We start from the raw sequence: 12858 nt of genomic DNA on the forward strand, positions 1-12858 counted from the left end.
GATGGCATTGCAACCCAGTCCGCTGCGCATCGCGATGGTGGCCGGCGAGCCGTCCGGCGACCTGTTGGCCTCGTCGCTGCTGGGCGGCCTCGCGAGCCGCTTGCCAACCACCACGCATTTCTATGGGATCGGGGGCCCGCGCATGATTGCCGCGGGTTTCGACGCTCATTGGCCGATGGAAAAGCTGTCCGTGCGCGGCTATGTCGAAGCGCTGCGGCACATTCCCGAAATTCTGCGCATCCGCAACGACCTGAAGCGGCAATTGCTGGCCGAGCCGCCCGCGGTGTTCGTCGGCGTCGACGCTCCTGATTTCAACTTCGGCCTCGAGCATCCGCTGCGCGAGGCGGGCATTCCGACGGTTCACTTCGTCTGTCCGTCCATCTGGGCCTGGCGCGGCGGCCGCATCAAGAAGATCGCCAAGGCGGTCGACCACATGCTGTGCGTGTTCCCGTTCGAAACGGCGCTGCTCGAAAAGGCGGGCGTCGCGGCTTCGTACGTGGGTCATCCGCTCGCCGACGAAATTCCGCTCGAACCCGACACGCTCGGCGCGCGCCGCACACTGGATCTCGCGGAAAGCGGTCCGGTCATCGCGGTGCTGCCGGGCAGCCGCCGCTCCGAGATCGACCTGATCGGCCCGACGTTCTTCGCCGCGATGGAAATGATGCAGCACCAGGAGCCCGGTCTGCGCTTCGTGATGCCGGCGGCCACGCCGGCTTTGCGCGAGATGCTGCGCCCGCTGGTCGATTCGCACCCGGGGCTCGCGCTCACCATTACGGACGGCCAGGCGCAACTCGCCATGACGGCGGCCGACGCGATTCTCGTGAAGAGCGGCACGGTCACGCTCGAGGCGGCGCTCCTCAAAAAGCCGATGGTCATCTCGTACAAGGTGCCTTGGCTCACCGGCCAGATCATGCGCCGGCAGGGTTATCTGCCGTATGTCGGTTTGCCTAACATTCTGGCGGGGCGCTTTGTGGTGCCGGAAATCCTGCAGCATTTCGCGACGCCTCAGGCGCTCGCCGAAGCCACGCTGAAACAGTTGCGCGATGAAGCCAACCGGCGCACGCTGACGGAAATCTTCACGGAGATGCATCACGTGCTGAAGCAGAACACCGCACAGCGTGCCGCGGAGGTCGTTGCGAGCGTCGTCGAAAAGCGCGGGGTGCGGCCGTGAGCGAGCAGCGCACCAAGGCCCGCACGGCTGGAGCCGCGCCACGCCGCAAGGCTGTCGCGGGCGTGGCCAGTCGGCAGGTCGGCCTGAACTTCGAGACGGCGGACGACATCGTCTGCGGCGTCGACGAAGCCGGGCGTGGACCGCTGGCCGGCCCGGTCGTCGCTGCGGCCGTGATTTTCGATCCGTCCAGGCCGATGATCCGCGGCTTGGACGATTCGAAAGCGCTTACTGCGAAAAAGCGCGACGAACTGTACGAAAAGATCGTCGATCGCGCGCTCGCTTACTGCATTGCCTCGGCAACGGTCGAGGAAATCGATTCGCTGAACATCCTGCACGCCACCATGCTGGCGATGAAGCGCGCCGTGGAAGGGCTGTCGGTCATGCCCACGCTCGTCAAGGTGGACGGCAACCGTTGCCCGACGCTCAGCGTACGCAGCGAAGCCGTGATCGGCGGCGACGCGCTGGTGAAATGCATCTCGGCGGCGTCGATACTCGCCAAGGTCACGCGCGACCGGATGCTGCTCGAATTGCACCAGACTTACCCGATGTACGGCTTCAATGCGCATGCCGGCTACGGCACGCCGCAGCATCTCGCGGCGCTGCGCGAGCATGGGCCGTGCGAGCATCACCGGCGCTCGTTTGCGCCCGTGCGCGAAGCGCATCTGCGGTTCGGCACCGGCGTGGCGCTGCCCGCAGGCGAGATTGTCGCCGTGCCGGAGATGCTGGCGGACGGCATGCTGGACGATGCGATGCTCGACGGCGACGCGTTCGGCGAACACAGCGGCGCGTGAACCTGAGGCGCCGCGGCTGACAGCGCGCAATCCTCGACATACCGCCGCCGCACGGCCTGCCGACCCGCAACGCCGCGAACCCTTTTCCTGATTTCTCACCGCCCTCGCTGCCTGTGAAAGCCATCACCTCGCGGGACAATCCGCTCTATAAACGCCTGAAGGCGCTGGCCGGGTCGACGCACCAGCAGCGCCGCAGCGGCCACGCGCTGCTCGAAGGCTTTCATCTTGCGAGCGCTTATCTGGACGTCGCCGGCCAGCCGGAGATGTGCGTCGTCACCGAAGGCGCGCTTCGCCATGATGAAGCGCAGGCCATCGTCTCGCGTATCGACGATCAACGCATCGTCACGCTGCCGGATGCGCTATTCGGGCAGTTGTCGAATGTCGTGCACGGCGTCGGCATGCTGCTGCTCGTGGAAAAGCTCGACACGCCATTGCCCGACTCCGTCGCGCAAACCTGCATCGTGCTTGACGGCGTGCAGGACGCGGGCAACGTCGGCTCCATTCTGCGCAGCGCAGCCGCAGCCGGCATTCAACAGGTATTCTGCGCGCCGGGGACAGCTTACGCGTGGTCGTCCAAGGTGCTGCGCTCGGGCATGGGCGCGCACTTCCTGCTGCAGATCCACGAAGATGTCGACGCGCAGACGCTGATCGAGCGCCTCGCGGTGCCAGTCGTGATCACGGATTCGCACGGCGCTGAAGCGATTTACGACTGTGATCTCAGTGGCGAGCTCGCCTGGGTGTTCGGCAACGAAGGCGCGGGTGTGTCGCAGACCTGGCGCGACGCGGTCTCGCTGCGCGTGACGATTCCTCAGCCGGGCGGCATGGAATCGCTCAATGTGGCCGCTGCCGCGGCCGTCTGCGTGTTCGAGCAGTGCCGGCAGCAGCGCGCAGGCAAGTGACGAACGGGCGTGGGCAAGGCACGAGCGGAGCCTCTCACGGACAGAGCGGCCGCTGGGAGCGCCAGGAGGAGGACAGCGGCGCTCCGGGAGCGCGAAGAGGAGCGCCTCCTGGTCTGAAAGGCGCCGGAGCGGCAGCACGCCCGCTCGCCCTGCGTTCCTCAATATGACGGCCGATCCAGCTTGATTTCCTGCAGGATGGTGGTCGCGATCTCTTCGATCGACTTGTGCGTCGACGACAGCCACTTGATCCCTTCGCGACGCATCATCGCTTCGGCTTCGTTGATTTCATAGCGGCAATTCTCCGGCGCCGCGTACTTGCTGCCAGGCCGGCGCTCGTTGCGGATTTCCGAAAGCCGCTGTGGATCAATCGACAAGCCGAACATTTTCTGCCGATGCGCCAATAGCGGCGTGGGCAGCTTGCCGCGCTCGAAGTCTTCCGGAATCAGCGGATAGTTGGCTGCTTTCACGCCGTACTGCATGGCGAGGTAGAGGCTCGTCGGCGTCTTGCCGCTGCGCGACACGCCGACCAGGATCACGTCGGCATCCGCGAGATTGCGGTTCGACTGGCCGTCGTCGTGCGCGAGCGAGAAGTTGATCGCCTCGATACGGTTCTTGTACTCCTCGGTGTCCGCGTTCTGGTGGCCGCGTCCCATGGCGTGGCTCGACTTCAGCTCCAGTTCCTGTTCGAGCGGCTCGACGAAGGTCTGAAACATATCGAGCACGAGCGCATTCGAGCCCTTGACGATCTGATTCGACGCACTGTCGACGAGCGTTGTGAAAACGATCGGACGGCGGCCGTCCTGCTGGATCGCTTCATTGATCTTTTCTAACGTGGCGTAGGCCTTCTCGGTCGAGTCGACGAACGGCACGCGAACCAGGCGGAATTTCTGGTCGAACTGGGAGAGGATCGAATGCGCGAAGGTTTCGGCAGTGATCCCGGTACCGTCGGAGACGATGAATACGGTGGGCGGCATCAGTGGGGCAGGGAACGTGAGCGGCAAAAAGCGCTCGAATGGAACATTGCTGCATCGGCTTCGCTGCGCGGTGGCTGACCGCTTATCAGCGGCGTCGAAGCAGCGCGCCGTGGGCACCGCTACTGCGCCAGGACGGGCCGAGGAACTCTTTACGGCATTAAAAGAGCGCCGCGGCACATTCGGGCGCGGTTCGAGGCGCAATTCTCGTCCGACCGTCACATTTCGAGAGTCGGCACGGTAGAATAGCGGCAACCTGTTGGATAAGCAATTGCAGGCGATTGGCGTCTAACTTACCGCGAACGGTCGTTCAACGCGATGCTATCCGGCGTCAAACTGAACAGAAAGCGGCGGAACCGCCGCTAAATCCGTTCATTCGTCTGCTTCGTCGGACTTTGTGTGCGGTGTTGCATGTTCGCCAATGACGCATGCGCCGCCCACGCGTCGCAAGCAAGCGATTGCTTCTCCAACAGGTTGTGCAAGACGCGAGATCACGCTTCCAATAAGCGTCCCGCGTTCGAGCCCACTTGCACAGCCGTGAATTTCTTTCACACTTAGGGGCTTGTATGACTAACGCAGTTACCGTCGCAAAGGACAAGGCGTATGTAGTTCCGTTCGAGCAGTTGCGGATGACCGATGTGGAGATTGTCGGCGGCAAGAACGCGTCGCTTGGCGAGATGATCAGTCAACTCGCCGAAGCCGGCGTGCGCGTACCGACCGGTTTCGCCACGACGGCACTGGCTTTCCGCGACTTTCTGCATCACAACAACCTGACCGAACGCATCGCCAAACGTCTGGAGACGCTCGACGTCGACGACGTGAAGGCGCTTGCCGAAGCGGGCAAGGAGATCCGTCAGTGGATCGTCGAGGCGCCGCTGCAGCCCAAGCTCGAGGCCGATATTCGCGCAGGCTTCGACACCTTGCAGAACAGCTCGCCCGAAGAGCTGTCGTTTGCCGTGCGTTCGTCGGCCACGGCGGAAGACCTGCCGGACGCATCGTTCGCTGGTCAGCAGGAAAGCTACCTCAACGTGGTCGGCATCGAAGACGTGCTCGATCGCATGAAGCACGTGTTCGCGTCGCTGTACAACGACCGCGCTATTTCCTATCGCGTGCACAAGGGCTTCACGCATGCTGAAGTCGCGTTGTCGGCGGGCGTGCAGCGCATGGTGCGCTCGGACGTCGGCGCGGCCGGCGTGATGTTCACGCTGGACACGGAATCGGGCTTCAAGGACGCGGTGTTCATCACGTCGAGCTACGGTCTGGGCGAAACGGTCGTGCAGGGCGCCGTGAATCCGGACGAGTTCTACGTCTACAAGACCACGCTTGCGCAGGGCAAGTACCCGATCATCCGCCGCTCGATCGGCTCGAAGCTCATCAAGATGGAGTTCACGAAGGCTGGTGAAGAAGGCCGCGTGAAGACCGTCGACGTGCCGCACGAACAGCGCAACCGCTTCTCGATTACCGACGAAGACGTGATCGAGCTCGCGAAGTACGCCGTGATTATCGAAAAGCACTACGAGCGTCCGATGGACATCGAGTGGGGCAAAGACGGCCGCGACGGCAAGATCTTCATTCTGCAGGCGCGCCCTGAAACGGTGAAGAGCCAGGCCACCGGCAAGGCCGAGCAGCGCTTCAAGCTGAAGGGTCAGTCCAACGTGCTGGCCACCGGCCGCGCGATCGGCCAGAAGATCGGCGCGGGCCCCGTGCGTGTGATTCACGATCCGTCGGAGATGGACCGTGTGCAGCCGGGCGACGTGCTGGTCGCCGACATGACCGACCCGAACTGGGAGCCGGTGATGAAGCGCGCGTCCGCGATCGTCACGAACCGTGGCGGCCGCACCTGCCACGCGGCGATCATCGCGCGTGAGCTCGGCGTGCCGGCGGTGGTCGGCTGCGGCGACGCGACCGACGTGCTGAAGGACGGCGCGCTCGTCACGGTTTCGTGTGCCGAAGGCGACGAAGGCAAGATCTACGACGGTCTGCTTGAAACCGAAATCACCGAAGTGCAGCGCGGCGAACTGCCGCCGATTCCGGTGAAGATCATGATGAACGTCGGCAACCCGCAACTGGCTTTCGACTTCTCGCAACTGCCGAACGCAGGCGTGGGTCTCGCGCGCCTCGAGTTCATCATCAACAACAACATCGGCGTTCACCCGAAGGCGATTCTCGAGTACCCGAACATCGACCAGGACCTGAAGAAGGCCGTGGAAAGCGTCGCTCGCGGTCATGCATCGCCGCGCGCGTTCTACGTCGACAAGCTGACCGAAGGTATCGCCACGATTGCGGCGGCGTTCTATCCGAAGCCGGTGATCGTGCGTTTGTCGGACTTCAAGTCGAACGAGTACAAGAAGCTGATCGGCGGTTCGCGTTACGAGCCGGACGAAGAGAACCCGATGCTGGGCTTCCGCGGCGCGTCCCGCTACATCGCCGAAGACTTCGCTGAAGCGTTCCAGATGGAATGCGTCGCGCTGAAGAAAGTGCGCGAAGAGATGGGCCTCGACAACGTCGAGATCATGGTGCCGTTCGTGCGTACGCTGAAGCAGGCAGAGCGCGTGGTCGGGCTGCTGGAGAAGTTCGGCCTGAAGCGCGGCGAGAACGGCCTGCGTCTCATCATGATGTGCGAAGTGCCGTCGAACGCGATTCTCGCCGAAGAGTTCCTGCAGTACTTCGACGGTTTCTCGATCGGTTCGAACGACCTGACGCAGCTCACGCTCGGCCTCGACCGTGACTCGGGCATGGAACTGCTGGCAGTCGATTTCGACGAACGCGATCCGGCGGTCAAGTTCATGCTGAAGCGCGCAATCGAAACGTGTCTGCGCCTCGACAAGTACGTCGGTATTTGCGGTCAGGGTCCGTCGGACCATCCGGATTTCGCGCAATGGCTGACGGATGAAGGCATCAAGTCGATTTCGCTGAACCCGGACACGATCATCGAGACGTGGCAGCAACTGGCGAAATCGTCGACGAAGTAAGCGCAGTGCGTGCCGCGTCGGAAGTGGCGCGCATAACGAAGATGCGGCAGATCAAAGGCGCATGAAGGCACGCTGAACGGTGCCTTCCAATGCCGGTTGTTCGCCTGCGCTTCGTGCTATAAACACCCCGGTAGATCCGGGGTGTTTTGCTTTGTGGAGGTCGACGTGGCGCCAGGTGGATTGTTCTGGTGGGTCGGGGCGGGCGTGCTGGTCGTGCTGGAATTGCTCAGCGGCACTTTCTATCTGCTAATGATCGCGCTCGGTTGTGTCGCGGCCGCCATCGCGCATATCGCGGGCGCTGCCGCCGACGTGCAGTTCGCCGTCGCCGCGGTCGTCGCGCTGGCGGCCGTGCTGGTGCTCAGGCGATCGCGCTTTGGCCGCAGGTTGCGCAAGGAGGCGTCGAAGAACCCCGACGTCAATCTCGACATTGGGCAGACGCTCACGGTGCCGGCGTGGGACCAGCGTCGCGCGCGCGTGAACTATCGCGGCGCGCAATGGGACGTGGAACTTGCGCCCGGCGAGCCCGAAGACGCGCCGGTCTACGAGATCACGGAGTTGCGCGGCAGTTGTCTCGTCGTCGCGGCAAAGCAGTCCGCGAGGCACGACGCCAAACCGCTCTGAGCGTCGCAGATTCGCCAATTTAATTAATCGAACTAAAGGTTGGAGGGCGTAAATGGATTCGACCATCGTCGGGGCGGTGCTGCTCGTCATCGTGATCGTGCTGGCTGCGCAGACCATCAAGATCGTGCCGCAGCAGCACGCGTGGGTGCTGGAGCGGCTCGGCCGCTATCACCGCACGCTCACGCCGGGCCTGAGCTTCGTGTTTCCGTTCGTGGACCGCATCGCGTACAAGCACATCCTCAAGGAAATTCCGCTCGAAGTGCCGAGCCAGGTCTGTATTACGCGTGACAACACGCAGTTGCAGGTGGACGGCGTGCTGTATTTTCAGGTCACCGATCCGATGAAGGCATCGTATGGATCGAGCAACTTCGTGTTCGCGATCACGCAGTTGTCGCAGACAACGTTGCGCTCTGTGATCGGCAAGCTCGAACTCGACAAGACTTTCGAGGAGCGCGACTTCATCAATCACAGTATCGTGTCGGCGCTTGACGAAGCGGCCGCCAACTGGGGCGTCAAGGTCCTACGCTACGAGATCAAGGATCTGACGCCGCCCAAGGAAATCCTTCACGCGATGCAGGCGCAGATCACCGCCGAGCGTGAGAAGCGCGCGTTGATTGCGGCATCGGAAGGGCGCAAGCAGGAGCAGATCAACATTGCGTCGGGCGGGCGCGAGGCGGCGATCCAGAAGTCCGAAGGCGAACGGCAGGCGGCGATCAACCAGGCGCAAGGGCAGGCTGCCGCGATTCTTGCGGTTGCCGAAGCAAATTCGCAAGCCATCCAGAAGATTGCTTCTGCGATCCAGTCGAATGGCGGCATGGAGGCAGTGAACCTGAAGGTGGCCGAGCAATATGTGAACGCATTCGGCAATCTGGCGAAACAGGGCACTACGCTGATCGTGCCGGGCAACCTGGCGGATATGAGTTCGATGATCGCGTCGGCGCTTGCAATTGTGAACAAGGGTAAGGGCGTGCCGGAGGCGCGCTGAGCGCTTGCGCGGCGTCCTCTGAGCGCTGCGCGGCGACCTGGTTCCGTGCGGCGCTGACAAAAAGAATGGCCCGCATGGTTGAAGTGCGGGCCATTTCCGTTGTGCGTTGTGAAGCAGGGACGAGGGGCAAGGAGCAAGGGCGCGAATCCAGACACTCGAACCAGATGCGGCATATGCGCTCAACGCTGCATCCGCCGCGTGCCTTGCAAGCCACGCAGCCGTCTGAATATCAGGTAGGCGAACGCATCAAGCGCGCCTTTTCGCGCTCCCAGTCGCGCTTTTTCTCGGTTTCGCGCTTGTCGTGCAGCTTCTTGCCCTTGGCGAGACCGATCTCGCACTTGACGCGGCCGCCCTTGTAGTGGAAGTTCAGCGGCACGAGCGTGTAGCCGCGCTGTTCGACCTTGCCGATCAGCTTGCTGATTTCTTCGCTGTGCAAAAGGAGCTTGCGCGTGCGGACGGGGTCCGGGTGGATGTGGGTCGAAGCTTCGGGGAGCGGGCTGATGTGCGTGCCGATCAGAAACAGCTCGCCGTTCTTGATCACGACGTACCCCTCCTTGATCTGGCCGCGCCCGGCACGCAGTGCCTTGACCTCCCATCCTTCGAGCACGAGTCCTGCCTCATAGCGTTCCTCGATCGAGTAATCGAAGAAGGCTTTTCTGTTGTCGATAATGCTCATGAATGGAAAGTGCCCAACTCGTTTAAAATCACGATTTTAGCAAAGCGGGGCAAGGAAAGCCCGCGGCGCCCGTCCACCCTTGCCACGTGCTGTTCAATTTATGGCAGATGTCCAGAAAACCGTGTTGATCCGCCATTCGGCGGAACAGATGTTCGACCTCGTCACCGATGTCGCCGATTACCCGAACTTCCTGCCGTGGTGCGGCGGAGTCGAGATTCGTCATCGGGACGAAACCAGCATGGAGGCGAAGATCGACATCAACTTCAAGGGCATCAAGCAGCACTTTGCGACGCGCAACAGCATGGAACGACCCACGCGCATCGACATGGAATTCGCAGACGGGCCGTTTCGCAAATTCACCGGTTTCTGGCGCTTCACCCCGCTGCGCGCCGACGCCTGCAAGATAGAGTTCGCGCTGCACTACGAGTTCACCAACATCCTGCTCGAGAAGATCATTGGGCCGGTGTTCAATCACATCGCCAATACTTTCGTCGAATCTTTCGTGAAGCGCGCGGATCAGCGCTATGGCAAGGCATGAGCGAGCGTCTGTCGGTTCAGGTCTGTTATGCGCTCACGAACGAGCAGGCGCTCGTCACCGTTGAAGTGCCGGCGGGCGCCACGCTCCAGCAGGCGATCGAGGCGAGCGGCATCCTCAAGCGTTATCCTCAGATCGATCTCGCCACGCAAAAGGTCGGCGTATTCGGCAAACTGAAGCCGCTGGACACGGTGCTCGCCGACCACGACCGCGTCGAGATATACCGGCCGCTGCTGGTGGACCCCAAGGTGTCGCGCCAACGGCGCGTCGAGAAAACCCGCAAGGCCGGCTCGGTCGAAGGGCGCCGCTGGCTGAACAAGGACTCGCGTTAGGCGCGTGATCGTCAGCGCGGCGTCGAAGCGATCGCCGCTCGGCGCTGACGGCCGCGCGCGCCGACTTTACGACGCCGGGAGACGCTCAAAGACGCCAACGCCGCCCAAGGACGCCCAAGGACGCGCAAGAACGCCCAAGGACGCGCAAGGACGCCCAAGGACGCGCAAGCCGAATGCGAAAGCGCCGCGCGAGCATCCGGGTGCCGAGCCCCGACCTTCAAGGTGCGGAGCCCCGAGCTTCTTTCCCAATTGCGGCCGCATTGTCCGAATCGTCGTCCGCATGCTGGCGCACCGACCAGCACACACCGCCTACCAGTAACAGGATCGCGGCAATCTCCAGCGCACGCGGCAGACGCTCGTCGTAGATAAATGCGTAAAGCAGCGCGAACAGCGTTTCGAACACGATCATCTGACCCGAAAGCGTGAGCGGCAGCCGCTTCGAGGCCGCGTTCCACAGCCCGTTGCCAAGCCACGACGCGCCGATCGCCAGACCAAGATTGAGCAGCCAGAAGCTGTGCCAGCGGCTTGCGGCAAGTTCGCCCTGCGGGCCGCCGGGCGGCAGCGCGGCGATCACAAGCCAGAGCGCGGCGCCGAGCACGCCCGTTACGACGCCCCACAGCACAGACCACTCGTTGCCGCTGAAATGCGTGTGCCGTTGCAGATAGCGGGTGTTTTCGACCGCGAACCACGTCCAGCAGCCGAGCGCGCCCACAGCGCAGGCAAGGCCGACCAGCCGTGTGGCGACGCTGACCGACGCGCCGTCGGCGGCCGTGAACACGTCGATATTGATGCAGCCGATGCCCGCCATCACCATCGCGAGCGGCCAGACGAGACGGCCGAGCGGCACTGCGCCGCGATCGCCGCGGCCCATGAGCGTGACCGTGACGGGCAGCACGCCGACAATCAGCGACGCCGGCGCGATGCCGACCAGGTGGACCGCCGCCGTCAACAGCAGGTAATACAGAAGATTGCCGGCCAGCGCGAGCTTGACGAGCGCGACGAGATCCTCGCGCGTGAGCCGCTTGACGAGCGAGCGCGCCATGGGCAAGGCCGCCGCCAGCGAAACCACGCCGTACATGGTGTAGCGGCCGGCCGACAGCAACAGTGGCGAAAAGTCCGGCAACACGCGCGGGACCAGAAAAACCATGCCCCAAAGGGCTCCGGCGATAACGCCATATGCCACACCGCGCTGCATCGACCGCTCCTGCGAGAAAAACTGGAATGGTCCGCAGCGTAGCCGGTCGGCGGCGAGGACGTCTTGTTTGATTCTGCATTCGGGCCCGAGCAAACGAAACGCGATCGAACCCGAGGCGAACGGCGAAGCGAAATCGAGGGGCCGCAAGCCACGAAAAAAAGCGCCCGAAATTCGCTAAGCTGCTGTTCGCGCAGTGAAAAGCGGGGAGGTATCGCGTATAATTCGCTTTTGCGCCTATAGGATTTGCCATGCGTCTGATCCAAACAGCACTCACGTTCGATGACGTGCTCCTCGTCCCGGCCTTCTCCGATGTTTTGCCGCGCGACACCAGCCTCAAGACCCGGCTGACCCGCAACATCTCCCTGAATATGCCGCTCGTGTCCGCTGCCATGGACACCGTGACCGAAGCCCGCCTCGCCATTGCGATGGCGCAAATGGGCGGCGTCGGCATCATCCACAAGAACCTCACGGCTGCCGAGCAGGCGCGTGAAGTCGCCAAGGTCAAGCGTTTCGAGTCGGGCGTGGTGCGCGACCCGATCACGGTGCCGCCGCAAATGAAGGTGCGCGACGTCATCGCGCTGTCGCAACAGCATGGCATTTCCGGCTTTCCGGTGGTGGAAGGCTCGCAGCTCATCGGTATCGTGACCAACCGCGACCTGCGCTTCGAAGAGCGTCTGGACGAGCCGGTGCGCAACATCATGACGCCGCGCGAGCGGCTCGTGACCGTCAAGGAAGGCACCTCGCTCGCCGAGGCGAAGGCGCTCATGCACAGCCACCGCCTCGAACGCGTGCTGGTCATCAACGACGCATTCGAGCTGCGCGGCCTGATGACGGTGAAAGACATCACCAAGCAGACCGAGCACCCGGACGCCTGTAAAGACGAGCACGGCAAGCTGCGTGCGGGCGCGGCCGTCGGCGTCGGCGCAGACAATGAAGAGCGCGTGGAACTGCTCGTGCAGGCGGGTGTGGACGTGATCGTGGTCGACACGGCGCACGGCCACAGCAAGGGCGTGCTCGAGCGCGTGCGCTGGGTCAAGCAGAACTTCCCGCACGTCGAGGTGATCGGCGGCAACATCGCAACCGCCGCGGCGGCCAAGGCGCTCGTCGAATACGGCGCGGACGGTGTGAAGGTCGGCATCGGCCCGGGCTCGATCTGCACCACGCGGATCGTCGCCGGCGTCGGCGTGCCCCAGGTCACGGCCATCGCGAACGTGTCCGAAGCGCTCAAGGGCACGGGCGTGCCGGTCATCGCGGACGGCGGCGTGCGTTTTTCGGGCGACGTCAGCAAGGCGCTCGCCGCAGGCGCGAATGCGGTGATGATGGGCAGCATGTTCGCCGGCACGGAAGAAGCGCCGGGCGACGTGTTCCTGTATCAGGGCCGCCAGTACAAGTCCTACCGCGGCATGGGCTCGGTCGGCGCGATGAAGGACGGCGCGGCGGACCGCTACTTCCAGGACAATTCCGCGAACATCGACAAGCTGGTGCCGGAAGGTATCGAAGGCCGCGTCGCCTACAAGGGCTCGGTCAACGCGATCCTGTTCCAGCTGATCGGCGGTGTGCGTGCGAGCATGGGCTACTGCGGTTGCCGCACGATTGCCGAAATGAACGACAAGGCCGAATTCGTGCAGATCACGGGCGCGGGCTTGCGCGAGTCGCACGTGCACGACGTTCAGATCACCAAGGAAGCGCCTAACTACCACGTGGACTAAA

At 63.3% G+C, this 12858-nt stretch carries 12 protein-coding genes; 9 read left to right on the forward strand and 3 right to left on the reverse strand.

The window, feature by feature from the left end; translation table 11 throughout:
* Position 1 precedes the first annotated feature (1 nt).
* The 3 genes from lpxB (at position 2) to A3AC_RS0119980 (ending at position 2861) form a co-directional block, all read left to right on the forward strand.
* On the forward strand, positions 2–1171 hold the full coding sequence (gene lpxB / locus A3AC_RS0119970) for a lipid-A-disaccharide synthase (protein ID WP_025601002.1): 1170 nt from the start codon (positions 2–4) through the stop codon (positions 1169–1171).
* On the forward strand, positions 1168–1962 hold the full coding sequence (rnhB, locus tag A3AC_RS0119975) for a ribonuclease HII (protein WP_025601003.1): 795 nt from the start codon (positions 1168–1170) through the stop codon (positions 1960–1962). Before lpxB ends, rnhB begins: the two co-directional genes overlap by 4 nt.
* 113 nt (positions 1963–2075) lie before the next feature.
* Positions 2076–2861 carry a TrmH family RNA methyltransferase gene (locus A3AC_RS0119980; protein ID WP_025601004.1) on the forward strand — a complete coding sequence of 262 codons (786 nt, stop codon included), beginning with the start codon at positions 2076–2078 and terminating at the stop codon, positions 2859–2861.
* Between the two features lie 158 nt (positions 2862–3019).
* Here the strand turns inward: A3AC_RS0119980 and ppsR are convergent, their stop codons facing one another.
* A complete protein-coding gene (gene ppsR, locus A3AC_RS0119985; RefSeq protein ID WP_013338896.1) occupies positions 3020–3835 on the reverse strand; it encodes a posphoenolpyruvate synthetase regulatory kinase/phosphorylase PpsR in 816 nt (271 codons plus the stop codon).
* Between the two features lie 563 nt (positions 3836–4398).
* Between ppsR and ppsA the strand changes: the two genes are divergently transcribed.
* From ppsA to A3AC_RS0120000, 3 genes are all read left to right on the forward strand, one after another.
* Positions 4399–6804, forward strand: coding sequence for a phosphoenolpyruvate synthase (gene ppsA / locus A3AC_RS0119990; protein ID WP_025601005.1), 2406 nt, complete (start codon positions 4399–4401; stop codon positions 6802–6804).
* A 165-nt stretch (positions 6805–6969) separates the two neighbouring features.
* Positions 6970–7425, forward strand: coding sequence for an NfeD family protein (locus tag A3AC_RS0119995; protein WP_025601006.1), 456 nt, complete (start codon positions 6970–6972; stop codon positions 7423–7425).
* A 52-nt stretch (positions 7426–7477) separates the two neighbouring features.
* Positions 7478–8410: an SPFH domain-containing protein gene (locus A3AC_RS0120000; RefSeq protein ID WP_025601007.1), complete on the forward strand. Its 933-nt coding sequence runs from the start codon at positions 7478–7480 to the stop codon at positions 8408–8410.
* 229 nt (positions 8411–8639) lie between these two features.
* On the opposite strand, the gene smpB is transcribed toward A3AC_RS0120000, so the two are convergent.
* Positions 8640–9086 (reverse strand): SsrA-binding protein SmpB, encoded by a 447-nt coding sequence (smpB, locus tag A3AC_RS0120005; RefSeq protein WP_025601008.1) that lies wholly within the window; start codon positions 9084–9086, stop codon positions 8640–8642.
* Between the two features lie 100 nt (positions 9087–9186).
* Here smpB and A3AC_RS0120010 point away from each other — a divergent pair, with 100 nt between their 5' ends.
* Together A3AC_RS0120010 and A3AC_RS0120015 are read left to right on the forward strand one after the other, a co-directional pair.
* Positions 9187–9624: a type II toxin-antitoxin system RatA family toxin gene (locus tag A3AC_RS0120010; RefSeq protein ID WP_013338901.1), complete on the forward strand. Its 438-nt coding sequence runs from the start codon at positions 9187–9189 to the stop codon at positions 9622–9624.
* Entirely contained in the window at positions 9621–9953 is a 333-nt protein-coding gene (locus A3AC_RS0120015) for an RnfH family protein (RefSeq protein ID WP_025601009.1), read from the forward strand. Before A3AC_RS0120010 ends, A3AC_RS0120015 begins: the two co-directional genes overlap by 4 nt.
* Before the next feature lie 217 nt (positions 9954–10170).
* On the opposite strand, the gene A3AC_RS0120020 is transcribed toward A3AC_RS0120015, so the two are convergent.
* Positions 10171–11148, reverse strand: coding sequence for a DMT family transporter (locus A3AC_RS0120020; RefSeq protein WP_025601010.1), 978 nt, complete (start codon positions 11146–11148; stop codon positions 10171–10173).
* A gap of 248 nt (positions 11149–11396) precedes the next feature.
* On the opposite strand from A3AC_RS0120020, the gene guaB reads away from it, so the two are divergent.
* Positions 11397–12857, forward strand: a complete 1461-nt coding sequence (guaB, locus tag A3AC_RS0120025) for an IMP dehydrogenase (protein WP_025601011.1) — start codon at positions 11397–11399, stop codon at positions 12855–12857.
* Position 12858: the final 1 nt, after the last annotated feature.

This window comes from Burkholderia sp. WSM2230, from assembly GCF_000472445.1.
Lineage (GTDB): Bacteria > Pseudomonadota > Gammaproteobacteria > Burkholderiales > Burkholderiaceae > Paraburkholderia.

Coding starts and splice junctions, on each gene's coding strand:
- A3AC_RS0120020 (WP_025601010.1), bottom strand. CDS start 11,148: ATGCAGCGCGGTGTGGCATATGGCGTTATCGCCGGAGCCCTTTGGGGC.
- A3AC_RS0120010 (WP_013338901.1), top strand. CDS start 9,187: ATGGCAGATGTCCAGAAAACCGTGTTGATCCGCCATTCGGCGGAACAG.
- lpxB (WP_025601002.1), top strand. CDS start 2: ATGGCATTGCAACCCAGTCCGCTGCGCATCGCGATGGTGGCCGGCGAG.
- ppsA (WP_025601005.1), top strand. CDS start 4,399: ATGACTAACGCAGTTACCGTCGCAAAGGACAAGGCGTATGTAGTTCCG.
- ppsR (WP_013338896.1), bottom strand. CDS start 3,835: ATGCCGCCCACCGTATTCATCGTCTCCGACGGTACCGGGATCACTGCC.
- smpB (WP_025601008.1), bottom strand. CDS start 9,086: ATGAGCATTATCGACAACAGAAAAGCCTTCTTCGATTACTCGATCGAG.
- A3AC_RS0120000 (WP_025601007.1), top strand. CDS start 7,478: ATGGATTCGACCATCGTCGGGGCGGTGCTGCTCGTCATCGTGATCGTG.
- guaB (WP_025601011.1), top strand. CDS start 11,397: ATGCGTCTGATCCAAACAGCACTCACGTTCGATGACGTGCTCCTCGTC.
- A3AC_RS0120015 (WP_025601009.1), top strand. CDS start 9,621: ATGAGCGAGCGTCTGTCGGTTCAGGTCTGTTATGCGCTCACGAACGAG.